Here is a 21,950-nt window from a genome sequence, read left to right on the forward strand (position 1 = left end):
CGCAAAACAGAATGTGGGAGCGAGCCTGCTCGCGATAGCGGTGAATCAGGCGACATCAACTGAAATGACAAACCGCAATCGCGAGCTGGCTCGCTCCCACATTTGATCTGTTTTCGATTTTATTTTTTCATCAGCGCCGAACACGCCGCCTTGTAAGCCTCATGCTGATACTTGTTCAGCGTCCCCGGCAGTTCAAAGTCGTGTTTCTTGCTCTGCGCATTGATGGTCTGCGGTGACAGCAGCGTCACCTCGCAATTTTCCAGCAACTGGAACACACCCTCGATCTTGAACGTGGTCGGTCCACCGGCGAACTCGCCTTTCTTGCTGCGCTTCTTGATCGCGATGCGATCAATGGCATTTTCGCGAACAAAGGACGCCACCTGCGCCGCAAACACCTTAACGTTGGCGGCTTCGTCGTCATCGTCGAGGGCGATTTTCTTGGTCGCGAGCGCAACATGGCCCAGCGCCTGACCCTCCAGCATGGCCACGGCGATGATCGCTTCGCTGCCTTTGATTTCGATGCCGCAGACTTTCATGTTGAATCCCTTTACTGGCTGAAGGCGTGCAGCTTACAGCTCAAGTGGAACGGTGTTCTCTTACTCCTGCCCAATCGACTCCAAAAACTCCGACCGCTCGTCACTCATCCGCGCCACGCAATCATTTTGCGCAATGGTGAATGCCTTGCTGCCGGTGGTGGCCGGGAAGGCTTCGACGGCGCAGTCGGCGTCGCGGGTCTTCGTCCACTGCTGCTGAGCGGCCTTGATCCTGGCGGTGATGTCGCTCAGTTGCGACGGGTTCTTGCCGTAGAGCGACTGCATGCGCTCGTTCAGGCTTTTGAGGTTTTCGCTCAGCAGATCTTCGGCGGTGGATTTGCTGTAAGCCGAGCATTCCAGGGTCTGGACGTCGTTTTCCACTTTGTCGCATGGGTTGTCGTCGGATTCCTCCGCCGCATGTACGCCGGTCGCTATCAGCGCCAAAGCCAGGATGATGGATTTCATTACGTTGCCGCCCCTTATTCCAGTAAAGCTTCCAGTAAAGCCTCAAGAGATGCGGCGAATTCTGGCCCAAGCCGAAGGCGTTGAACAGGTAGCAGATTGCGCCTGGCGACGACCCTTTGTCGCGGATTGACGCTTTCGGCAAACCCCCTGTCGTTTTTGCACCCGGTTGTCCCGGTCCTCAGGCATATGCTGGCCCCAAAGCGCCGGCAGACGATTCGGCGCATGAATCGCTAACAAGGGGACAGCCTGATGAGCCCAGCCGAATTGCACGCCGACAGCATCGTTATCGACGGGCTGATTATTGCCAAGTGGAACCGCGAACTGTTCGAAGACATGCGCAAGGGCGGTCTGACCGCTGCCAACTGCACCGTTTCGGTATGGGAGGGCTTCCAGGCCACTGTCAACAACATCGCCGCCAGCCAGAAACTGATCCGCGAGAACAGCGACCTGGTGATTCCGGTGCGTACCACCGCCGATATCCGCAAGGCCAAGGAGCAGGGCAAGACCGGCATCCTCTTCGGTTTCCAGAACGCCCACGCCTTTGAAGACCAGATCGGCTATGTCGAAGTGTTCAAGCAGCTCGGCGTCGGCATCGTGCAGATGTGCTACAACACCCAGAACCTGGTGGGCACCGGTTGCTACGAGCGTGACGGCGGCCTGTCGGGCTTCGGTCGTGAAATCGTCGCCGAGATGAACCGCGTCGGCGTCATGTGCGACCTGTCCCACGTTGGCTCCAAGACTTCCGAAGAAGTCATCCTCGAATCCAAGAAGCCGGTCTGCTATTCCCACTGCCTGCCGTCGGGTCTGAAGATTCACCCGCGCAACAAGTCTGATGAAGAACTGAAGTTCATCGCCGACCACGGCGGTTTCGTCGGCGTGACCATGTTCGCGCCGTTCCTGGCCAAGGGCATCGATTCGACCATCGACGACTACGCCGAAGCCATCGAATACACCATGAACATCGTCGGCGAAGACGCCATCGGCATCGGCACCGACTTTACCCAGGGCCATGGCCAGGACTTCTTCGAGTACCTGACCCACGACAAGGGCTACGCCCGCCGCCTGACCAGCTTCGGCAAGATCATCAACCCGTTGGGCATCCGTACCGTGGGCGAGTTCCCGAACCTGACCGAGACCCTGCTCAAGCGCGGCCATTCCGAGCGCGTGGTACGCAAGATCATGGGCGAGAACTGGGTGAACGTCCTGAAGGACGTCTGGGGCGAGTGAATAACTCCGGAGCCTACTCCGCTCGCCGATAGCTGCGTCAGGTCCTCGCGCCAAGCTCGCCGTACGTCCCGTACTGTCTCGCTTGTCGCTCCGGTCCTTCCTTGCTCTCGACGTGCTCGCTACGGCTCCAAAGTCATTCACACGGCTTGTTTATAAGAGCAAAGCAAAAGCTTTGCTAAGCACTGACCACGAATTTTCTGGAGTTAAGTTTCCATGGCCAAGATCGCCCCGCAATTGCCAATCGAAGTCGACAGCGAGACCGGTGTCTGGACGTCCGACGCCCTGCCGATGCTGTACGTGCCGCGCCATTTCTTCGTCAACAACCACATGGGCATCGAGGAAGTGCTGGGCGCCGAAGCCTACGCCGAGATCCTCTACAAGGCCGGCTACAAGTCCGCCTGGCACTGGTGCGAGAAAGAAGCTGAATGCCACGGCCTGGAAGGCGTCGCGGTGTTCGAGCACTACATGAAGCGTCTGTCGCAGCGCGGCTGGGGCCTGTTCAAGATCCAGGACATCGACCTCGACAAGGGCACCGCCAGCGTCAAGCTCGAACACTCCGCGTTCGTCTACGTCTACGGCAAGGTCGGGCGCAAGGTCGACTACATGTTCACCGGCTGGTTTGCGGGTGCGATGGATCAGATCCTGGCCGCTCGCGGCAGCAAGATCCGCACCGTGGCCGAGCAAGTCTACGGTGGCTCCGAAGAGGGCCACGAAGACGGCTTGTTCATCGTCAAGCCGTTGTAAGTCGAGGAACCCGCCATGGCTTTCGAAGCAATGTTCCAGCCGATCCAGATCGGCAAACTGACCATCCGCAACCGCGTGCTCAGCACCGCGCACGCCGAGGTCTATGCCACCGACGGCGGCATGACCACCGACCGGTACGTCAAGTATTACGAAGAGAAGGCCAAGGGCGGGATCGGCCTGGCGATCTGCGGCGGTTCGTCCGTGGTGGCCATCGACAGCCCGCAGGAATGGTGGAGCTCGGTGAACCTGTCCACCGACCGCATCATCCCGCACTTCCAGAATCTGGCCGACGCCATGCACAAGCACGGCGCCAAGATCATGATCCAGATTACCCACATGGGCCGTCGTTCCCGTTGGGACGGCTTCAACTGGCCGACGCTGATGTCGCCGTCGGGCATACGCGAGCCGGTACACCGTGCCACCTGCAAAACCATCGAGCCGGAAGAGATCTGGCGGGTCATCGGTAACTACGCTCAAGCCGCACGTCGCGCCAAGGCCGGTGGCCTGGACGGTGTCGAGTTGTCGGCCGTGCACCAGCACATGATCGACCAGTTCTGGAGCCCACGGGTCAACAAGCGTACCGACGAATGGGGCGGCACCTTCGAAGGCCGCATGAAGTTCGGTCTGGAAGTGTTGAAAGCGGTGCGTGCCGAGGTCGGTGACGATTTCTGCGTGGGCATGCGTATCTGCGGTGACGAATTCCACCCGGATGGCCTGTCCCACGAGGACATGAAGCAGATCGCCAAGTATTACGACGACACCGGCATGCTGGATTTCATCGGTGTCGTGGGGTCGGGTTGTGACACTCACAACACCCTGGCCAACGTGATTCCGAACATGAGTTATCCACCGGAGCCGTTCCTGCATTTGGCTGCCGGTATCAAGGAAGTGGTCAAGGTTCCGGTGCTGCACGCGCAGAACATCAAGGACCCGAACCAGGCCACGCGCATTCTGGAGGGCGGTTACGTCGACATGGTCGGCATGACCCGCGCCCACATCGCTGACCCGCACCTGATCGCCAAGATCAAGATGGGCCAGATCGACCAGATCAAACAATGCGTCGGCGCCAACTACTGCATCGACCGTCAATACCAGGGCCTGGATGTGCTGTGCATCCAGAACGCGGCCACTTCCCGTGAATACATGGGCCTGCCGCACATCATCGAGAAAACCACCGGCGTGAAACGCAAAGTGGTGGTGGTCGGTGCCGGTCCTGCGGGGATGGAAGCGGCGCGTGTGGCCGCCGAGCGTGGCCACGACGTGACCCTGTTCGAGAAGAAAGAATTCATCGGCGGGCAAATCACCACGGCCTCGAAAGCGCCGCAACGGGACCAGATCGCCGGTATCACCCGCTGGTATCAGCTGGAACTGGCACGCCTGAAAGTCGACCTGCGCCTGGGGACTGCGGCGGATGCGCCAACCATCATGGACTTGCGTCCGGACGTGGTAGTGCTGGCGGTCGGCGGTCATCCGTTCCTGGAGCAGAACGAGCATTGGGGCGCGGCTGAAGGCCTGGTGGTCAGCAGCTGGGACATCCTCGACGGCAAGGTGGCACCGGGCAAGAACGTACTGGTGTACGACACCATCTGTGAATTCACCGGCATGTCCACGGCGGACTTCCTCGCCGACAAGGGCAGCCAGGTCGAGATCGTCACCGACGACATCAAGCCGGGCGTGGCGATTGGCGGTACGTCGTTCCCGACTTACTACCGCAGCATGTACCCGAAAGAAGTGATCATGACCGGCGACATGATGCTGGAGAAGGTCTACCGCGAAGGCGACAAGCTCGTGGCGGTACTGGAAAACGAATACACCGGCGCCAAAGAGGAGCGGGTGGTGGACCAGGTGGTCGTGGAAAACGGCGTGCGCCCGGACGAAGAAATCTACTACGCGTTGAAGGAAGGTTCGCGCAACAAAGGCCAGATCGACGTCGAAGCCTTGTTCGCGATCAAGCCGCAACCTTGCCTGGAGCAGAGCGGCGACGGCTATTTGCTGTTCCGCATCGGCGACTGCGTGGCCCAGCGTAACGTGCACGCGGCGATCTACGACGCGTTGCGGTTGTGCAAGGATTTCTAAGAGCTTGTGGATAACCTTGTAGGAGCGAGCCTGCTCGCGATGAATTTGAAGGCGCCGCGTTCTTTCAGACCGCACGCGTCATCGTTAACGACCATCGCGAGCAAGCTCGCTCCTACAGGGGGTCGAGCAAAGCATCCAGGTAGTTAAGCCCGAGGTCTTTGGGAGCTTCACCATGTTGAACACCCTTCTTCCAATCCTGTTGTTCGCTGCCCTGGGCCTTGCGGTTCTGGGCGCGTTGCGGCGGGTGTCCATGTGGCGCCGGGGCCGGGCCTCGAAGGTCGACCTGATCGGCGGCCTGTTCGCCATGCCCAAGCGTTACATGGTCGACCTGCACCACGTGGTGGCGCGGGACAAATACATTGCCAACACCCACGTGGCCACGGCCGGTGGTGCGGTGGCGTCCATCGTGCTGGCAATTCTGGTGCACGGCTTCGGCCTGCATAACCGCATCCTCGGGTACGCACTGCTGCTGATGTCGGCGGTGATGTTCGTCGGTGCGATCTTCGTTTACCTGCGTCGACGCAACCCGCCGAGCCGTTTGTCCAAAGGCCCGTGGATGCGCCTGCCGAAAAGCCTGCTGGCGTTCTCGGCGTCGTTTTTCCTGGTGACCCTGCCCGTGGCGGGCATCCTTCCGGAGAACTTCGGCGGCTGGCTGTTGGCGACGATCCTCGGCATCGGCGTGCTGTGGGGCGTATCGGAGCTGTTCTTCGGCATGACCTGGGGCGGGCCGATGAAGCACGCCTTCGCCGGTGCCCTGCACCTGGCCTGGCACCGTCGCGCCGAGCGCTTTGGTGGCGGTCGCTCCACGGGCTTGAAGCCGCTGGACCTGACCGACCTGTCTGCACCGCTGGGCGTGGAAAAACCCAAGGATTTCACCTGGAACCAATTGCTCGGTTTCGACGCCTGCGTGCAGTGCGGTAAGTGCGAAGCGGCGTGCCCGGCGTTCGCCGCCGGCCAGCCGCTGAACCCGAAAAAACTGATTCAGGACATGGTCGTCGGCCTGGCGGGCGGCACCGATGCCAACTTCGCCGGCAGCCCGTATCCGGGCAAAGCCATTGGCGAACACGCCGGCAATCCCCATCAGCCGATCGTCAATGGTCTGGTGGATGCCGAGACCCTGTGGTCATGCACCACTTGCCGCGCCTGCGTCGAGGAGTGCCCGATGATGATCGAGCACGTCGATGCCATCGTCGACATGCGCCGTCACCTGACCCTGGAAAAAGGCGCGACCCCGAACAAGGGCGCCGAAGTCCTGGAAAACCTGATCGCCACCGACAACCCGGGCGGCTTTGCGCCGGGCGGACGGATGAACTGGGCGGCGGACTTGAACCTCAACCTGCTCAGTGAAAAGAAATCCACCGACGTACTGTTCTGGGTCGGCGATGGTGCCTTCGACATGCGCAACCAGCGCACTCTGCGCGCGTTCGTCAAAGTGCTGAAAGCCGCGAAGGTCGATTTCGCCGTGCTGGGCCTCGAAGAACGCGACAGCGGTGACGTGGCCCGACGCCTGGGCGATGAAGCGACCTTCCAGTTGCTGGCCAAACGCAACATCCAGACCCTGGCCAAATATCGCTTCAACCGCATCGTCACCTGCGACCCGCACAGCTTCCATGTGTTGAAAAACGAGTACGGCGCCTTCGACGGCAACTACCTGGTGCAGCACCACAGCACCTACATGGCGGAAATCATCCAGGCCGGTGCGCTGAACCTCGGTCAGCACAAGGGCGACAGCGTGACCTATCACGACCCGTGCTACCTCGGCCGCTACAACGGCGAGTACGAGGCGCCGCGCGAGGTCCTGCGTGCGCTCGGGATCGAAGTCAAGGAAATGCAACGCTCCGGTTTCCGCTCGCGCTGCTGCGGCGGTGGCGGCGGAGCGCCGATCACCGACATTCCGGGCAAGCAACGGATTCCCGACATGCGCATGGAAGACATCCGCGAAACCGGCGCCGAACTGGTGGCCGTGGGTTGTCCACAGTGCACGGCGATGCTCGAAGGCGTGGTCGAACCCCGGCCGATGATCAAGGATATTGCCGAACTGGTGGCCGACGCGCTGCTCGAAGACCAGGCACCGAGCAAGCCGTCCACGCCAGCCAAACGTGAACCTGCGGAGGCCCACTGATGAGCGACATTATCCGCCGCGACCCTCGGGCCGAATGGATCGCCCGTAACCGTCTGCATCCGCTGCACGCCGCCATGCAGCCGGCGCAACACAGCTGGATGGGGCCTAATGGCGTCATCCGCAAGAACCCCCATGGCATTGGTTTTATCGGCCCGAACGGCATCAAGCGCATCGACCGCAGTGGCGCGCAACAGGGCGGCGCGACCAAGCGCTCGGCCGCCGTTGAAGTGCAATTGCCGCTGCATCAAGTGCCTGCACCGGCGTTCTACATCAGCGTCGTACCGGACATGGTCGGTGGCCGCTTGAGCGGTCACGACCGCGACCTCCTGGGCCTGGCCCATCAACTGGCGGGCAAGGATGGCGCGGTATTGGCCGTGGTCTTTGGCGAACATAAAGAGAGCGCCTTTGCCAGCGCCGGCGTCGATCGCCTGCTGGTGCTTGAGGGCGAGGAATTCAGCGGTTATGCACCGGAACAACGGGTCCAGGGCTTGCGGGCTGTGGATAACCAGTTCAGTCCGCGTCACTGGTTGCTGCCGGACAGTCGCACCGGCGGTGGCGAGCTCGGTCGCCGTTTTGCCGCTGCATTGGGCGAACGCCCGGCCACGCGGGTCTGGCAGGTCAAGGATCAGGCGTGCATCGGCCGCGCCGGTGCCGGTCTGCAAGACCTTGCGCGTCCGCTTGCACGGCTGATTCTGGCGGCTGCCGAATGCGCCGAGCCGGTCAGTGAAACCCGCCACGAAGCCCTGCCGGTGGAGTTATCCACAGCGGTTGCGCGCAGTCTGTCGCGGATCGAGGATCTGGGGGCGGTGGCGGTGGACCCGGCGGCGATTCCGATGGCCGAAGCGGAGTTCATCTTCTCCGGCGGCAACGGCGTCAAGGACTGGGGACTTTTCCACAGGACCGCCGAGGCATTGGGTGCCACCGAAGGCGCGTCCCGGGTTGCCGTGGACGATGGTTTCATGGCCCGCGACCGCCAGGTCGGCGCGTCGGGCACCTGGGTCACTGCGCGGGTCTACGTGGCGGTGGGGATTTCCGGGGCGATCCAGCACCTGCAGGGTATCGGTGCCTGCGACAAGGTGGTGGCGATCAACCTCGATCCCGGCTGCGACATGATCAAACGGGCCGACCTGTCGGTGATCGGCGAAAGCGCCGAGATTCTTCAAGCCTTGATCGCGGCGGTAGAGGCCTACCGCAACGACGCCAAGCGCGATGCGGCTTAAGGGAAGGAAAGGGTTATGAGCACGAAAATCATCAGCCTGGTGTCCATCGGCGCCCACCCGACGTCCGGCCGTCCGCGTCGCGCCGAACAGGATGCGCGTGCCGTGGAACTGGGTCTGCAGTTGGCTGGGGATAACTTGCAGGTGCTGCATGCCGGCGATGTCGCCGAGCCCGCGTTGCGCGCTTATCTGGGCATGGGGCTGGAGCAATTGCATGTCCTGGAACAACCCGAGGGCGCGGATGCGCTACCGGCGCTGACCGCGTATTTGCGCGATGCCGGCGCTCAGGTGGTGTTGACCGGCAGTCAGGCTGAAACCGGCGAAGGCTCGGGCATGTTGCCGTTCCTGCTGGCTGAAAGCCTGGGCTGGCCGCTGGTGGTGGGGCTGGCGCAGGTCGAGTCCATCGATGGCAGCTCGGCGCTGGTGCTGCAGGCCTTGCCCCGTGGCCAGCGTCGTCGCTTGAAGGTTCGCCTGCCGTTCCTGGCAACTGTGGATAACGCCGCGCCCAAGCCACGGCAAAGCGCCTACGGCCCGGCCCGGCGTGGGGTGTTGCAGGCCAATGAAGTGGAAGTCGTCGACGATGAACTGCTGGCGGTCGCCACCCTGCAACCGGCCAAGCCACGGCCCAAGCGCCTGAAAGTCATCAAGGCCAAGAGCGGTGCCGACCGCATGAAAGCCGCAACGGCCAAGGCCAGCGGCGGCGGTGGGCAAGTGCTCAAGGGCGTCACGGCGCAGGCGGGGGCTGAAGCGATTCTCAAGCTGCTGATTGAAGAGGGCGTGGTGCGCTGACACCACCCAGCCTCTAGCCGCAATACCCGGAAAAACACCCATCCCTGAGGCGCATTGCTGCGCCGTGAGCGCCCACGTACAACGGGCGCTCGATGATCTGTGGAGTTTTAATCAATGTCGGTTGAGTTTCGTTCGGCGGTACGCGCGGATGCGCGCGAGATTGCGCGTCTGTTCCAGATTTCCTCGGAAGGCGCTTCGGATTACATCTGGAGCCAGATAGCAGAGCCCGGGCAGGATCTGTTGGACGTGGGAGCCATCCGTTATGCCCGTGAAGATGTGGATTTTTCCTACCAGAATTGCCTGATCGCCGAGGCCGACGGGAAGGTCATTGGCATGCTGCACAGCTACGTGATGCGTTACGACCCGTACGCGGCGCCAGTGACCGATCCAGTGCTGGCGCCGTACGCCACGATGGAAATCCCCGACACTCTTTATATATCCAGCCTGGCGCTGCACGAGGGCTGGCGAAACCAGGGCCTGGGCAAGCAGTTTCTCGCTTACGCCTACGACCGCGCCAATCGGCTCGGGCTCAACGGCCTGAGCCTGATCGACTACGCCGCGAACACCGGCGCCCGGCGCTTCTATGAGCGCCACGGCTTCCGTATCGTCGATACCTGCCAGATCACGCCGCATCCGATGATTCGGGTCACGGGCGAGGCCTACCTGATGTATCGGCCCTGATCACCCGATAATGCCCTGCAGGAGCGAGCTTGCTCGCGAATAACGTCAGCACACCGCTGGCCTCCAGACACCCCGCGAATAAAATCCGGGCAACGCGATCCATACAGCCCGACGCTGAGCTACATTTTCACTGTGCGCTGGTCAGGGTGCAGCACGCTATTACGGAGCTTTCTGAGGGGCAGCGCTTGTTCATAAAACCTGGTTTTTATGAGTGGGAGGGCTATGAGGCTTCTATCGCTTTGCATGCCTGTGCTGTTGATATCGACTCAGTCTCCCGCCGCTAACGGGCTGAATGCGCCCGATCAAGACTTCTACCCATGGCTGGCGTCGGAGCAGGGGCAGAAGGCGTCGCTGGCACAAATGCGTGAGCGCTGCGACCGCGTGCTGGAGGCCGGGGAAAACCTCGATTGTTCAGTGACAGTGATCGCACGGATGTTTGAGCTCAAGGCCGCCAATCAACTGCCGGACTACTATCTGGCAATCAAGCGCAAACACGCTCGGGCCATCGAGGCCGATCCAGAATTGAAAGTGCTGTTTTCGATGTTCGGTGACGAATCGTTATCGACCTTGAGGGCAACGGGCGACTTTTCGGCGCGGCCATCGAAGCGCCACGAAGTGCTGGCCATTCATCCGTATGCCAATGACGCTTTCATCGCCGACCAGGTACTGCCGTTCATCGATGTCAGCGCGGCCAATGGCCATTCCGCGCGATTCGTCCTGGATACCGGGGCGCCGCAAACGCTGGTCAACGTGGCGACCGCCAGGCAGATGGGGATCCACCTGCTGACCGACTCCCATTACGCCTACAGCACGTTTTACGGCGAAAGCGACCTGTCGGCCCGACTCGGGGTTCTCGATGCATTGAAGGTGGGCGATAGCGAGTTCCACAACGTACTGGTGTTCGTCAGTGATCGAGACAATCTGCTGGGCCTCGATCTGATCAGCAAACTCGGGCGTCTGAAAATCACCCGCACCGCCCTGGAGCTCAATCCCGCACCTGACGCCCGCTGCGACTCGCCGATCGGTTATACGCGCCTGGACATCAACCAGCGGCTGACCATCCCCGCACGGCTGGATAACCACGCGACGATGGTGATTGTCGATACCGGCAACGTTGATGACCTGACGTCGGCGTCGCCGGGCAAACAGGTGAATGCCATCAGGTCCCTGACCCCTGGCAACTCGCCCCCCCACTACCGCAGGGAGGCGTTTTCAAACCTTCAAAGGAGTACTGAATTTGCCGGGCGGCACCACGGACATCACCTACAAGTACTTTCCGGGTTTCACCATTCCACCGTCGTTGGTGCGGGGGCGCTATGTGCCATCGATATTGCTCGGGTGGGCTGCGTTTAAAGCGTTTGAGTTGAGTCTGGATGTGAATTCCGCTCGGTTTTGTTTTAACAAGTCCGAATGAGCGCTCGATCTATGACTGCCTCGGTGGTTTACGCACAATCCCTGTTAGTGCATCTGTGGATAACATGTTCGCCCATCGCTACAGCCCGGACGATTCGCGGCCTCCAGCCTTCAGGTTAAAAAACAGCCAGTCTAACCTGCGGTTTTCCACAGGTTTTTTCTGAGGATAAGAGGTCTGCTGCAGCATAAGTTGCCCCCAATCTCTGTTGGCGCTTCTGTGGATAAGATGTTCGCTTACCGCTACAGGCCTTGTAATACGTGGCTTACAGGCGTCTGGTTGAAAGTTGATCAAAGTACTGTAATTCGAGGATAAATCCCCTGCAAACTTAGAAAATCCGTAGCTTTCAGCGGTTTTCCACAGCGCCAGGATAGTTGCCCCCAAAGTCTGTTGGCGCTTCTGTGGATAAGGTGTTCGCCATCCGCTACAGGCCACGTCATACGTGAGTTTCAAAGCGTTGGTTAAAAAACAACCAAGTGCTGCTGAAAACCGTGGTTCTGGATAAGTCACGGATTTTCTTCAACTTCTGTGGCGAAAATTGCGGCGCTCCGCACGGTTGTCCCCATTAACTGTGCGTGGTCCTGTGGATAAGGTGTCTGTAAAGGTCTGTACGCCACGTTCCTCAAGCGCTGGGGCCTTGTTGATCATTTTTTGCACAGATGTTCGAGGGTGATTATTTATATTTGCTGACTTCCGGGATTGGGTATTAGGCTGATGTTATGGCCATTAAGTTGTATTTTTATCTTTCTATGAGCCAATGGCTATAAAAAACTATTATTTCTAACAGGTTCCGGGTTTTTTATTTTGCGTTATTGTTTTTTTAACTTAACGCAAGTAACGAATAAAAGGAGTCATGTTATGAATTACGATGAGAATGGACAGGAAATCGAGGGTGATGTAACGAGTACCTACCGTTTAAATAGCTGGATGGCGGATCTTTATTCTTCAATAAAGTCTCTACGAATCGGACAGCTCAGTCTGGCAAGCGCGCATAACGCGGGCATGGATTATGAAGCGCCGTATTCGAATTCTTATATTACGTGCCAGGATAAAAGCTTCCGTAATCAACTGGATAATGGCGTAAGGGTGCTTGATATAAGGCTCAGGTGGTTTTCCGGCTACGGTGACGATAATGTCAATTCCGGTTTGATTTTTTATCATAGCCAGACGTCCGGTAGAACATTCGCCAACATGCTGCATGATATCGACCGGTTTCAAGAAACCAATCCGGGAGAGATCGTTATTCTGGATTTTCATGAGCTATCGCAACAACGCAGCGATAAGCCAATTCCCTATGCAGCGATTCATGCTCATTTTATGCGGCATTACACCGGCAAGATGCTGCCTCGATCTGCGAGCACGCTCACTCTTGAACAGATAAGAGCCCAATATCCGGGGCCGCGTATTATTGTCGCTGTTCCTAATGAAGTTTGTGCAGGTGGCCGCGACAACACCTATTTTTGGAACAAGATTAATCACGAGTGGGCGGGAGACGGAATCGTAGAACTGGACAGGCTTCTAGCGCACATCGAATCGGTCATGGCTAATCCCCCCTCCGGCACGGCGCCTTGGTCATTATCGGCGACCGTCTATAACATAGGAGGACCGCGCGCCATTATCAGTGATCTGGTTCAATGGTTTCCAAAGTTCGGTGATCGAATAAAAAAGTGCAATATCATTAACTTCGATTTCTGCTCACGCAACAGTGCACTGACGGTTCAACAATGTATTGAAAGCAATATTCTAAAAGGCAGTCGTTTGGCAATTACCAGTCCTGTGCCCGGAGGATGGTATTTAAACGGTGCATCGTCGGTGAAGGGGGGTGGGATGCCTGGAGCTACCATTGAACTGTATGACAGAGGTGCCGGGTCGTATGACGGAGGCGTTGTAAACGCTCAAGGCGTTTGGGAGGCAAGGGTAGACTTGCATCCGGTCTGGAATCATCCACTGGCGTGCAGACAGACGATCAACGGTGCGACATCAGACTGGTCAGAGTTCGTGACTTTTAATGTGCTGGCATCCGTCCCGACGCCCATTATCTCTACCCCGACAAATGGGTCGACCGTAGATGCCAGAAAACCCTTGATCAGTGGATACAACGGAGTGCCAGGCGCAACAGTCCGATTCTATGAAGAAGGCTCAGGCGCTATTCTCTATGGCACGGCGATTGTTGAGCCGGATGGGACGTGGGAAAGCAGACCTGATGTTGCACTGCCAGCGGGGCGATTTCGGTTGACCTGTGATCAGTTCGACAGTGGGTGGACGTCAGGCTATGCGACGGAGTCTGCCTTTACAGTTCCGGATTTTCCAAACTCGGTTATCGAACTTTGGGTTGAAAAATATGGAACCCGTACTGACATTCAATGGCGAACTGATCCAGAAGACATCGGAAAAGTCAGCTTCGTATGTTATTTGAATGACGGAAATGAAAAGGCCACTTCTGGCAATTCTGCAAGCTACGATTATTTGTCTGAAAACAGCACGTATCGGGCCACGGTATTCGCCATCAACGCAGCGGGTTTGCGATCTGAACCCGCGGAAATCACTTTTCGAATTTGATTAAGCGTGATTTTTAAACGCCTGTCGGTTTAACCGCCGCCGAGACCTGAACCCTGAAAGGCGCTCACGTCTCGGCGATTTATCGTCTGGGCGCCGTCAAACCCTAGCCGCTAACCGGCACACCCTTCAGATACGGTGCAGGCTCAGCCCCCAGATTGTTCAACATCCGCTCGCTGTACCAATCCACGAAATTCACCACGCCAAACTCATAGGTCTTGGAGTACGGCCCAGGCTGGTACGCGGTGGAGTTGATGCCGCGCTGGTTTTCTTCGGCCAGGCGACGGTCCTGGTCGTTGGTGGCGTCCCAGACCAGGCGCATGCGCTCCACGTCGTAGTCCACGCCTTCGACGGCGTCCTTGTGCACGATCCACTTGGTGGTGACCATGGTTTCCTGGGCGCTGATCGGCCACACGGTGAACACGATGATGTGGTCGCCCATGCAGTGGTTCCATGAGTGCGGCAGGTGCAGGATGCGCATCGAGCCCAGGTCCGGGTTCTTGATGCGGCCCATGAGCTTGGCGCAGCCTTGCTTGCCGTCCATGGTCATCGACACGGTGCCCTTGAGCAGCGGCATGCGCACGATGCGGTTGCGCAGGCCGAAGCTGGCGTGGGCGTAAGGGATCTTCTCGGCTTCCCAGGCAGCAGCGGAGGCGGCGACGTGGTCCTTGAACGCCTGGTCGGCGCGCGGGTCGGTGACGTCGTCCCATTCCAGCAGGGTTTTCAGCAGTTCCGGGTGCGACGCGTTGCAGTGGTAGCACTCGCGGTTGTTTTCCAGCACCAGTTTCCAGTTGGCCTTTTCCATCAAGGTGGTTTGCACCGCCACCTTGGTGTTTTCCATGTCGTACGGTTCCATGTAGTGGTTGAGCGTCGACAGGAAGTCATCGATGGCCGGCGGGTTATCCGACAGGCTGATGAAGATGTAGCCGCCAGCGGTCTTCACGTTCACTGGCTTGAGGCCGTACTGCTTCATGTCGAAGTCGGCGCCCATTTCGGTGCCGGCGAACAGCAGGCGACCGTCGAGTTCGTAGGTCCACTGGTGGTAGTGGCAAACCAGTTTGGCGACCTTGCCCTTGTCGCTGGTGCACAGGCGCGAGCCACGGTGACGGCAGACGTTATGGAACGCGTGCACGACGCCTTCGGCGCCACGGATCACGATGATCGGGTTCTTGCCGACTTGCAGCGTCAGGTAGTTGCCCTTGGTGGGGATCTCGCAGGTCATGCCGGCGATCAGCCACTCTTTCTGAAAGATTTCCTGCATGTCGATATCAAACAGGCGATCGTCAGAGTAAAACGGCTGCGGCAGCGAGAACGTGCGCTCGCGCTCTTGCAGCATCTGGGCGGTGGCCTTGCGTGCGGGTTCCAGCGGATCGCCCAGGCTCAGGGTAGTAGTGACGTCCATCGTTTAATCCTCAAGGCCATCTGCGTGGCCGGCGAAAGTGGCTAATCAGGTGTGCTGCTCGGGTTTGCTACGCAAGGTGTAAAAGTTGTGTCTTGGTATGGGGCGAGTGTGGGGCCGGCGCTGGCCAGAACCTTATCCATGGGCGACATGGTGCAATCTGTTCCCGACGCGCAAGCCCCGGTAGTTGGGGGCTGGTCGCGATAAGCATGTGAATGTCGCAGATAGGTAAATGGGTGGTTCGCGCTATACGCAGAATCGCCAACATGAAGGCCGACAGTCGGCCGTGGAGATCAGCATGTCCAACAACTTCCTGAACCCGGTAACCACCCAGACCTGGGCCAATGGTCGGCACATCGTCCGTTGCGTCAAAGTCATCCAGGAAACCTGGGATGTGCGCACCTTTTGCTTCATGGCCGACCAGCCGATCATGTTCTTCTTCAAGCCGGGGCAGTTTGTCACCCTGGAGCTGGAAATCGAAGGCCAGCCGATCATGCGTTCGTACACCATTTCCAGCTCGCCATCGGTGCCGTACAGCTTTTCGGTGACCATCAAGCGCGTGCCGGGCGGCAAGGTTTCGAACTGGTTGCACGACACCCTGCACGAAGGCCAGGAACTGGCGGTGCACGGGCCGGTCGGGCTGTTCAACGCCATCGACTTCCCGAGCCCGAAAGTGCTGTACCTCAGCGGCGGCGTCGGGATCACCCCGTGCATGTCCATGGCGCGCTGGTTCTACGACACCAACGGCAATGTCGACATGACGTTTATCCACAGCGCCCGTTCGCCCAAGGACATCATTTACCACCGCGAGCTGGAGCACATGGCGTCGCGGATCGACAACTTCAGCCTGCACCTGATCTGCGAGAAACACGGCCTCGGTGAGCCGTGGGCCGGTTATCGCGGTTACCTGAACCACAAGATGCTGGAACTGATGGCGCCGGACTTCCTCGAGCGCGAAGTGTTCTGCTGCGGCCCGACGCCGTACATGAACGCGGTCAAGCGCCTGCTGGAAAACGCCGGCTTCGACATGAAGCGCTATCACGAGGAATCGTTCGGCGCGACACCACCGGAAGCCCGCGCCGATGCAGTGGAACAAGCCGAGCAGGCCGCCGATGCACCGGAAGTCGACGCGGCCGATCTGCATGAGGTGCAATTCACCGCCTCCGGCAAGAGCATTCGCGTGGCACCGGGCGAGACCGTTCACGCCGCTGCCGCGAAAGTCGGCCTGATGATCCCGAAAGCCTGCGGCATGGGCATTTGCGGTACCTGCAAGGTGCTGAAGCTGGGCGGCGAAGTCGAGATGGAGCACAACGGCGGGATCACCGAGGAAGACGAAGCCGACGGGTTTATCTTGTCGTGCTGCAGCGTGCCGAAGGGGGATGTGCGGATCGAGTTTTGAGAGCAGTCTGTAGGCATTGGCCGATCTCCCCACAGGGGAGATCGAATGGGGATTAATAGTTGGTTTTAAATTAGTTTGAATGTGGCGAGTAAGCCAAAGCCCATGAATGTAAAGCCGAAATTTTTTTGGTATCTATGCAGTGTAAGTAGTGTGCGCTTTAGTTTGGGTGGGAAATTCTGAATATCTTTTGCGCTTAATTTTTCTTGATATTAAACAAGGCCTAACCAAGCAACTAAACCCAGGCACATCATTACTGCCCAGAATATAAAGACGTATTTATGCAGGGTAATTAAGCTTTGCCTTAGCTTGCGAGGGAAATTTTCCATGTCTTTTGCGCTAAGTGTCCCGGCGTGAATGTAAATTTCGGGATTTCTCATGATGCCTAAAATTTCGCCCATCATGTAGATTCGCCCCCATGGTCCTCCGTGCCACAGCATTATAATTCGGCTGGAAATTGAACTTTTTGTCAGATGGTTTAATATTGTTCCGGTTTTTGTTTTGGCGACGTATAACATAATTCCAAGCAGGATGAAGATGCCTGTGAAATCTACAATGCCAATCAATAAAAATATGATTTCTGAAGTGCGAAGATCGGAAGTTTCCCAAAGTCTCACTATTTTTTACTCTTGGACGTGTTTTAGATGAGGTCGAGTGTGACTGCTGCCCAGAGGCCGAACATTAGCGTAAGAAGCACCCAGCCGGCCCACTGTAAAATAACCAGCTTGCGTTTAAGGTGAGTTGGGAAACTTTTAATTTCCTCAATGTTTACACCTCCGTCGCGCAGATAAATTCCAGGTGTAGTTACGGCGCCCATTATTCCGCCAAGTAAAAATAATTTTCCCCACGGTCCACCGCTTTTAAAGGGGGCTCGGATTGTTACTGCAGGAGAGTTTTTCAAATGGTTTAGCATTACGTCCATTCTCGTGTAGGCAAGATGCAGTGCAACGCCAAGCCAGACGAAAAGACCGACGAGATCAATTAAGCCGACACACAGAAATATTTTATTAGCAGTATTCAAGCTCATTTATTTGCCTCGTAGATACTTTCTCCCGGTGCTTCGCCAAGCTGTTTTCCACCAAGCCCCTCTGTTAAAGAGCCAGCTCCGACCACGACGACGCCGCATAAAAGAGTTGCTGTACCAGTGGTTGGCGGTCCAGTTGCCATACAAATAGCCCTCTCAGCAGACTTTAATAAAATATGCCGAACTCCGCGCTTGCAATAAGTATTGCAAGCGCCGTAAATAATCCCCATGTGGCCACTGTAAAATGGCCAGTTTCTGCTTGAGGCGAGGCGGGAAGTTACGTAGATCTTCTATGTTTACGCCTCCATGTTTCAGATAAAATCCTGGAAAGGTAACTATTCCGGAAATACCGCCCACCAACAAAAATTTTCCTAATGGTCCTCCATGCTTCAGCGGGGCACGGTTTTTGACTGCGGAACAGTTTTTAAGATGTTCCAACATCATGTCCAGTTTGGTGTGTGCCAAGTGCATGCTGACTCCAATGAGAGCTAGTAATCCCAAAATTACCAGTCAACACAGGAGGCCAATTAGTGATTCAGTAGGGGGCATTTCGTATCCTCGACAATATAACGCCGCACAGCAACGTGCTGAGCCCGCCTGTTGGAGCGCCTATCGCCACGCAGATGGCACCGACCATAGGTGTTCAAAGTGATGTCTATCTTGTTTGATATAGAGAATGACGCCAAGGAAGGTGAAGATTTCGACGAAATCTATAACGCCTGCAATCATAAAAACTGTACCTGTAGTGCTAACGGTCATTTCACTGTCTCGTAAATAACTTCAGCTGTGTATTGAGCTTAATGGAGTAGGCTAGATTTTCCGATCACAACAAGTAATGCCATGGCAATCAAAAGCCCCCATACGCTCCATTGCAGAATAGCCAGCTTTCGCTTTATGGGTGAGGGAAACGATTGCAAGTCTTTTAAACTAAGCTCTCCTCTTCTCAGGTAAAATCCAGGGAAGGTAATAATTCCAGAGATCCCTCCTATAAGCATCAACTTTCCCCATGGGCCACCGTGCCTTAGAGGTGCGCGAACCATAATGGCTGCGCAGTTTTTCAAGTGTTCCAGCATCATATCCAGTTTGGTGTAGGCCATATGCAGCGCTACTCCAATCCAAACAAACATGGATGTAATCACTATGGCGCACAAATACCCAACAACAAATTGAGTGTTACTCATTTTGTATTCTCATAAATTATTTCCCCTGCGATTTCTCCGCCCATCCCGCCTATAAGCCCTCCAGCAAAAGACCCTACTCCGACCACAATAAGACTGCATATAAGAGTTCCCGTCCCGCCAGTTGGTACGCCCAGTCCAGCGCAGATCCAGCCGATCGCTGGGCCAGTTAAGGCGGCGGAGGCTGTAGCGCCACCAGCGATTCCGCCAATAAAGCTCCCCCCTTCTGTGTATTTCACCTTTTCACATGCCTGTGCATTGCCCTCTGCGCATACGCCTTGGACTTTAACAACTGAGGCGGAGCCGCCCACGGCCGTGCCGATCCATCCGCCATACTTGACGTACTTGGTTGCTTTTGCGACGCCTTCAATATGTGTGGCGTAGCCTGGGATCTGGCCAGCCGCACCAGCCTTTCTCCAGCGATGCACCAAGTTCGGAGTGGCGATGCCTAGCGCTTTTTTTAGTTCGGAATGGTCGGGGAAACCGATTGCTTTTTTAGTTAGCGCGGTGAGTTGAAAGTCCAACCGTTTCAGTAGGCGTTTACGTTCGTTGAAAAAAGCGTGCGAGCCTAACCGCCCGTCTTTTTGGAAGGTTTGAGTGTGCAATGCCTCAATGTCACGAAGAATGTTGCCAATGTCGTCCAAATGCTTGCCGAACATGGCCAGGCCTGCACCGGTAACGAGTGATCCATAGGTAATGGTCGTTGCTATTGCGCCATAGTGCTGCACCATAAAGTCAGCCTCCTCCGGAGTCAGGTGCTCCAGTGCCGTGCTGACTGCTTGCGCGGCTTGCATCAACAACGCTTCCTCATAAGTACATTGCTGATTATTCGGATCACTCAGCACAATCATCGACCCGGCTTTTACGTGATCCAGATTCGGATTAAGGATTTTGAATTTGGCGATGACGGCGGGGGAGGCGGAGCTGAATAGCTGGGCCTCCAGTTTTTCAGCGGTCGTGCTTTTGGGGACGATGTAGAAGCCCGGTTGCTCGGGTTCCGGTATGGGCGCTGGCCAGCGCTCGCGGGGGAAGAATTTCAAGTCGGGGACTGGGTGCGGCGAAGGGGTTGCCTCGACTGAGTTGGCTGTGCTGGCGGCATTCGTTTTGAGATTTTGTGCGTGAACATGCCTCAGTAAACGCTCGGAGTCCGGTTTCAATCCAGGTTGCGTGAGCCTTGAAGTTGGCATTCTTTCAATCGATTCGACGATCGCGTGCGGGCCTTTGCGCGTGACAACTTGCGATTGGATGAGCAGGTCACGCTGCTCTTGCAGCAACGCCTGTATGCCTTGTTCCGGGGTTTTTCGACCTTGAGCGACATCGTCGGCAATGCGCTTGGCGTACCAGGCGACTTCCTGATTGAACTGCACACGTGCCATGCCATGGGACAGGTGGCGTGTACTGAGGGTGTGGGCCTGCGCGATCAGTTTTTCTGCGGCGCTGTTGACGTCCCAGATGTCGTAACGGTTGGGGTTCATCCCTCTTCGCCCCACGAGCTGTAGCCGCTGGTGCCTGCTGCGTGGTGGGTCCAGGCGATATCACGGTAACGGATGGCGAGATGTTCCTGAGGTTCTGCATCGTTTTGCATAATCGCGTGAGGCACTTCAAACGTCAGGTCAACAATGACGCCGCCACTGATCGAAACGGAATAAAACTTTTCCTTTTGACCGAAGGCAGACACGCGATAGAAACGAAGCGTGCATTCGATTTCTTCTCTCTTTGAGAGTGCCTGGGCCAGTAGCGGTGAGGATTTGTCGATGGCTTTGGTGATGATGATCGGGCTGTGTGTGGATTTATTGATGTTCCCGATATTGGACATGTTGTGGTTGAAAGACAGCAGCATGATTTCATCGGTGTGCGCGGCTTGAAACTTGTTCCCGATGGACGCCGGGGTTGAGCAGCCGGCGGAGATGAGTCCTTGAATCTTTCCGGTGATGGTCATGTAGCGGGGTTCGCCATGAGTAACACTCCTTGTAGACAAGGAGGCAGTTTACGACGATGGATTGAAGCGTTTATGTAGTCCGTTTCCGAAAAAACGCAATGGCGTCAATGCGTGAAAGCCGGCACCGATCCCGACAGGCAGGATCGGTGTTTAACGCGTTCAGTCGATAAACAAGTCCGGCATCAGTTTGTCATTGGTGCCCGGTGCAAACCGATAGTGTTCGAACTCGGTCACCCCGTTCTCCCGCAGTATCTCCTCATCAATCAACAACCGCCCGGTCAGGCTGCGATTCGCGCTGCCGAGAATGACGTGGGCGGCATCGGCCATGATCGCCGGCGTCCTGGCGTGCTTGAACGACTCCCGTGAGCCCAACTGAAACTCGATGGCAGCGGTGGCAATCATCGTCTGTGGCCACAGCGAGTTGACGCTGATGCCGTAGTTTTTGAATTCCTCGCTCATGCCCAGCGTCAGCATGCTCATGCCGTACTTGGTCACGGTATACGGGCTGTATTGGGCGAACCATTGGGTCGCCAGGTTCAGTGGTGGCGACAGGTTGAGGATGTGCCCGGCGGATTTCTTCAGGTAGGGCAGGGCGGCCTGGCTGCACAGCAGCACGGCGCGGGTGTTGATCTGGTGCATGAGGTCGAAGCGCTTGAGTTCGATGTGCTGCACACCGGTCAACTTGATTGCCCCGGCATTGTTGACCAATGCATCGATGCCGCCGAAATGTTGGTTGGCCTGGGCCAGGGCCTGATGCACGGCGATTTCGTCGCGTACATCCACCTGCAAGGCCAGCGCCTTGCCACCCGCGGCTTCGACTTCCTTGGCCACGCTGTAGATGGTGCCGGGCAGCTTGGGGTGCGGTTCGGCGCTTTTGGCCGCAATCACGATGTTTGCGCCATCGCGTGCGGCCCGCAGGGCGATCTCCCGACCAATCCCGCGACTGGCACCGGTAATGAACAGCGTTTTGCCTTGAAGGGACATGCGTGCGCTCCTGGTTATTGTTATGAGAGCGGGTGGGCTCGACAAACAATGTAGACGAAGTCTTCAGGTGCGAATGATGAGGGCGAGTGGGTGGGGCTTTTGTGGGAGCGAGCTTGCTTGCGATGGCGGTGTGTCAGCTGACATCTTTTTGGGATGGGCTGGCCTCATCGCGAGCGAGCTCGCTCCCACAGGGGGGCAGTGCAAACCAG

The 21,950-nt window shown here is 57.3% G+C and carries 20 protein-coding genes and 1 pseudogene; 10 read left to right on the forward strand and 11 right to left on the reverse strand.

The features are described 5' to 3' along the window. Nucleotides 1-119: 119 nt before the first annotated feature. Both ACX3YF_RS09460 and ACX3YF_RS09465 read right to left on the reverse strand, forming a co-directional pair. The gene (locus ACX3YF_RS09460; RefSeq protein ID WP_448647541.1) at nucleotides 120-536 is read right to left on the reverse strand and encodes a DUF3010 family protein; all 417 of its coding nucleotides are present in this window, start codon (nucleotides 534-536) and stop codon (nucleotides 120-122) included. A 60-nt stretch (nucleotides 537-596) separates the two neighbouring features. Beyond that, nucleotides 597-998, reverse strand: a complete 402-nt coding sequence (locus ACX3YF_RS09465; protein WP_130210150.1) for a lysozyme inhibitor LprI family protein — start codon at nucleotides 996-998, stop codon at nucleotides 597-599. 249 nt (nucleotides 999-1,247) lie between these two features. Between ACX3YF_RS09465 and ACX3YF_RS09470 the strand changes: the two genes are divergently transcribed. The 8 genes and pseudogenes from ACX3YF_RS09470 (at nucleotide 1,248) to ACX3YF_RS09505 (ending at nucleotide 11,268) form a co-directional block, all read left to right on the forward strand. Further along, complete coding sequence (locus tag ACX3YF_RS09470; protein WP_008033250.1) at nucleotides 1,248-2,225, forward strand: dipeptidase; 978 nt, start codon at nucleotides 1,248-1,250, stop codon at nucleotides 2,223-2,225. 213 nt (nucleotides 2,226-2,438) lie between these two features. Then, the gene (locus tag ACX3YF_RS09475; RefSeq protein WP_007975505.1) at nucleotides 2,439-2,969 is read left to right on the forward strand and encodes a DUF5943 domain-containing protein; all 531 of its coding nucleotides are present in this window, start codon (nucleotides 2,439-2,441) and stop codon (nucleotides 2,967-2,969) included. 15 nt (nucleotides 2,970-2,984) lie between these two features. Beyond that, entirely contained in the window at nucleotides 2,985-5,045 is a 2,061-nt protein-coding gene (gene dgcA / locus ACX3YF_RS09480; protein WP_130210154.1) for a dimethylglycine demethylation protein DgcA, read from the forward strand. 172 nt (nucleotides 5,046-5,217) lie between these two features. Beyond that, on the forward strand, nucleotides 5,218-7,167 hold the full coding sequence (gene dgcB / locus ACX3YF_RS09485) for a dimethylglycine demethylation protein DgcB (RefSeq protein WP_448647540.1): 1,950 nt from the start codon (nucleotides 5,218-5,220) through the stop codon (nucleotides 7,165-7,167). After that, nucleotides 7,167-8,387 carry an electron transfer flavoprotein subunit alpha gene (gene etfA / locus ACX3YF_RS09490; protein ID WP_448647539.1) on the forward strand — a complete coding sequence of 407 codons (1,221 nt, stop codon included), beginning with the start codon at nucleotides 7,167-7,169 and terminating at the stop codon, nucleotides 8,385-8,387. Before dgcB ends, etfA begins: the two co-directional genes overlap by 1 nt. 15 nt (nucleotides 8,388-8,402) lie before the next feature. Next, nucleotides 8,403-9,173, forward strand: coding sequence for an electron transfer flavoprotein subunit beta (gene etfB / locus ACX3YF_RS09495; RefSeq protein ID WP_458944191.1), 771 nt, complete (start codon nucleotides 8,403-8,405; stop codon nucleotides 9,171-9,173). A 114-nt stretch (nucleotides 9,174-9,287) separates the two neighbouring features. Beyond that, nucleotides 9,288-9,854: a GNAT family N-acetyltransferase gene (locus ACX3YF_RS09500; protein ID WP_196586044.1), complete on the forward strand. Its 567-nt coding sequence runs from the start codon at nucleotides 9,288-9,290 to the stop codon at nucleotides 9,852-9,854. Between the two features lie 243 nt (nucleotides 9,855-10,097). Continuing rightward, nucleotides 10,098-11,268, forward strand: a pseudogene (locus tag ACX3YF_RS09505) (retropepsin-like aspartic protease). Between the two features lie 78 nt (nucleotides 11,269-11,346). On the opposite strand, the gene ACX3YF_RS09510 reads toward ACX3YF_RS09505, so the two are convergent. After that, nucleotides 11,347-11,775, reverse strand: a complete 429-nt coding sequence (locus ACX3YF_RS09510; protein WP_448647538.1) for a hypothetical protein — start codon at nucleotides 11,773-11,775, stop codon at nucleotides 11,347-11,349. 348 nt (nucleotides 11,776-12,123) lie between these two features. Between ACX3YF_RS09510 and ACX3YF_RS09515 the strand changes: the two genes are divergently transcribed. Next, nucleotides 12,124-13,824, forward strand: coding sequence for a hypothetical protein (locus ACX3YF_RS09515; protein ID WP_458944192.1), 1,701 nt, complete (start codon nucleotides 12,124-12,126; stop codon nucleotides 13,822-13,824). A gap of 103 nt (nucleotides 13,825-13,927) precedes the next feature. Here the strand turns inward: ACX3YF_RS09515 and gbcA are convergent, their stop codons facing one another. Continuing rightward, the gene (gene gbcA, locus ACX3YF_RS09520) at nucleotides 13,928-15,223 is read right to left on the reverse strand and encodes a glycine-betaine demethylase subunit GbcA (RefSeq protein ID WP_448647536.1); all 1,296 of its coding nucleotides are present in this window, start codon (nucleotides 15,221-15,223) and stop codon (nucleotides 13,928-13,930) included. A 295-nt stretch (nucleotides 15,224-15,518) separates the two neighbouring features. Between gbcA and gbcB the strand changes: the two genes are divergently transcribed. Then, a complete protein-coding gene (gbcB, locus tag ACX3YF_RS09525) occupies nucleotides 15,519-16,619 on the forward strand; it encodes a glycine-betaine demethylase subunit GbcB (RefSeq protein WP_130210164.1) in 1,101 nt (366 codons plus the stop codon). A gap of 209 nt (nucleotides 16,620-16,828) precedes the next feature. On the opposite strand, the gene ACX3YF_RS09530 is transcribed toward gbcB, so the two are convergent. The 7 genes from ACX3YF_RS09530 to ACX3YF_RS09560 form a co-directional block, all read right to left on the reverse strand. Next, nucleotides 16,829-17,233, reverse strand: a complete 405-nt coding sequence (locus ACX3YF_RS09530) for a hypothetical protein (protein WP_458973667.1) — start codon at nucleotides 17,231-17,233, stop codon at nucleotides 16,829-16,831. 23 nt (nucleotides 17,234-17,256) lie between these two features. Next, the gene (locus ACX3YF_RS09535) at nucleotides 17,257-17,643 is read right to left on the reverse strand and encodes a hypothetical protein (RefSeq protein WP_448647534.1); all 387 of its coding nucleotides are present in this window, start codon (nucleotides 17,641-17,643) and stop codon (nucleotides 17,257-17,259) included. A gap of 153 nt (nucleotides 17,644-17,796) precedes the next feature. Then, nucleotides 17,797-18,111 (reverse strand): hypothetical protein, encoded by a 315-nt coding sequence (locus tag ACX3YF_RS09540; RefSeq protein ID WP_458973668.1) that lies wholly within the window; start codon nucleotides 18,109-18,111, stop codon nucleotides 17,797-17,799. Between the two features lie 326 nt (nucleotides 18,112-18,437). After that, nucleotides 18,438-18,821 carry a hypothetical protein gene (locus ACX3YF_RS09545; RefSeq protein ID WP_458973669.1) on the reverse strand — a complete coding sequence of 128 codons (384 nt, stop codon included), beginning with the start codon at nucleotides 18,819-18,821 and terminating at the stop codon, nucleotides 18,438-18,440. Next, nucleotides 18,818-20,293, reverse strand: coding sequence for a hypothetical protein (locus ACX3YF_RS09550; protein WP_458973670.1), 1,476 nt, complete (start codon nucleotides 20,291-20,293; stop codon nucleotides 18,818-18,820). The genes ACX3YF_RS09545 and ACX3YF_RS09550 overlap by 4 nt, the downstream gene beginning before the upstream one ends. Continuing rightward, entirely contained in the window at nucleotides 20,290-20,757 is a 468-nt protein-coding gene (locus ACX3YF_RS09555) for an Hcp family type VI secretion system effector (RefSeq protein WP_458973671.1), read from the reverse strand. Before ACX3YF_RS09555 ends, ACX3YF_RS09550 begins: the two co-directional genes overlap by 4 nt. 159 nt (nucleotides 20,758-20,916) lie before the next feature. Continuing rightward, nucleotides 20,917-21,741, reverse strand: coding sequence for an SDR family oxidoreductase (locus ACX3YF_RS09560; RefSeq protein ID WP_448647530.1), 825 nt, complete (start codon nucleotides 21,739-21,741; stop codon nucleotides 20,917-20,919). Nucleotides 21,742-21,950: the final 209 nt, after the last annotated feature.

This window comes from Pseudomonas fluorescens group sp. PF-69 (assembly GCF_054481235.1).

Bases quoted from the DNA above. Each gene is read 5' to 3' on its own strand.
- ACX3YF_RS09460 (WP_448647541.1), bottom strand. From the start codon at position 536: ATGAAAGTCTGCGGCATCGAAATCAAAGGCAGCGAAGCGATCATCGCC.
- ACX3YF_RS09465 (WP_130210150.1), bottom strand. From the start codon at position 998: ATGAAATCCATCATCCTGGCTTTGGCGCTGATAGCGACCGGCGTACAT.
- ACX3YF_RS09470 (WP_008033250.1), top strand. From the start codon at position 1,248: ATGAGCCCAGCCGAATTGCACGCCGACAGCATCGTTATCGACGGGCTG.
- ACX3YF_RS09475 (WP_007975505.1), top strand. From the start codon at position 2,439: ATGGCCAAGATCGCCCCGCAATTGCCAATCGAAGTCGACAGCGAGACC.
- dgcA (WP_130210154.1), top strand. From the start codon at position 2,985: ATGGCTTTCGAAGCAATGTTCCAGCCGATCCAGATCGGCAAACTGACC.
- dgcB (WP_448647540.1), top strand. From the start codon at position 5,218: ATGTTGAACACCCTTCTTCCAATCCTGTTGTTCGCTGCCCTGGGCCTT.
- etfA (WP_448647539.1), top strand. From the start codon at position 7,167: ATGAGCGACATTATCCGCCGCGACCCTCGGGCCGAATGGATCGCCCGT.
- etfB (WP_458944191.1), top strand. From the start codon at position 8,403: ATGAGCACGAAAATCATCAGCCTGGTGTCCATCGGCGCCCACCCGACG.
- ACX3YF_RS09500 (WP_196586044.1), top strand. From the start codon at position 9,288: ATGTCGGTTGAGTTTCGTTCGGCGGTACGCGCGGATGCGCGCGAGATT.
- ACX3YF_RS09515 (WP_458944192.1), top strand. From the start codon at position 12,124: ATGAATTACGATGAGAATGGACAGGAAATCGAGGGTGATGTAACGAGT.
- gbcA (WP_448647536.1), bottom strand. From the start codon at position 15,223: ATGGACGTCACTACTACCCTGAGCCTGGGCGATCCGCTGGAACCCGCA.
- gbcB (WP_130210164.1), top strand. From the start codon at position 15,519: ATGTCCAACAACTTCCTGAACCCGGTAACCACCCAGACCTGGGCCAAT.
- ACX3YF_RS09535 (WP_448647534.1), bottom strand. From the start codon at position 17,643: ATGAGCTTGAATACTGCTAATAAAATATTTCTGTGTGTCGGCTTAATT.
- ACX3YF_RS09540 (WP_458973668.1), bottom strand. From the start codon at position 18,111: ATGCACTTGGCACACACCAAACTGGACATGATGTTGGAACATCTTAAA.
- ACX3YF_RS09545 (WP_458973669.1), bottom strand. From the start codon at position 18,821: ATGAGTAACACTCAATTTGTTGTTGGGTATTTGTGCGCCATAGTGATT.
- ACX3YF_RS09550 (WP_458973670.1), bottom strand. From the start codon at position 20,293: ATGAACCCCAACCGTTACGACATCTGGGACGTCAACAGCGCCGCAGAA.
- ACX3YF_RS09555 (WP_458973671.1), bottom strand. From the start codon at position 20,757: ATGACCATCACCGGAAAGATTCAAGGACTCATCTCCGCCGGCTGCTCA.
- ACX3YF_RS09560 (WP_448647530.1), bottom strand. From the start codon at position 21,741: ATGTCCCTTCAAGGCAAAACGCTGTTCATTACCGGTGCCAGTCGCGGG.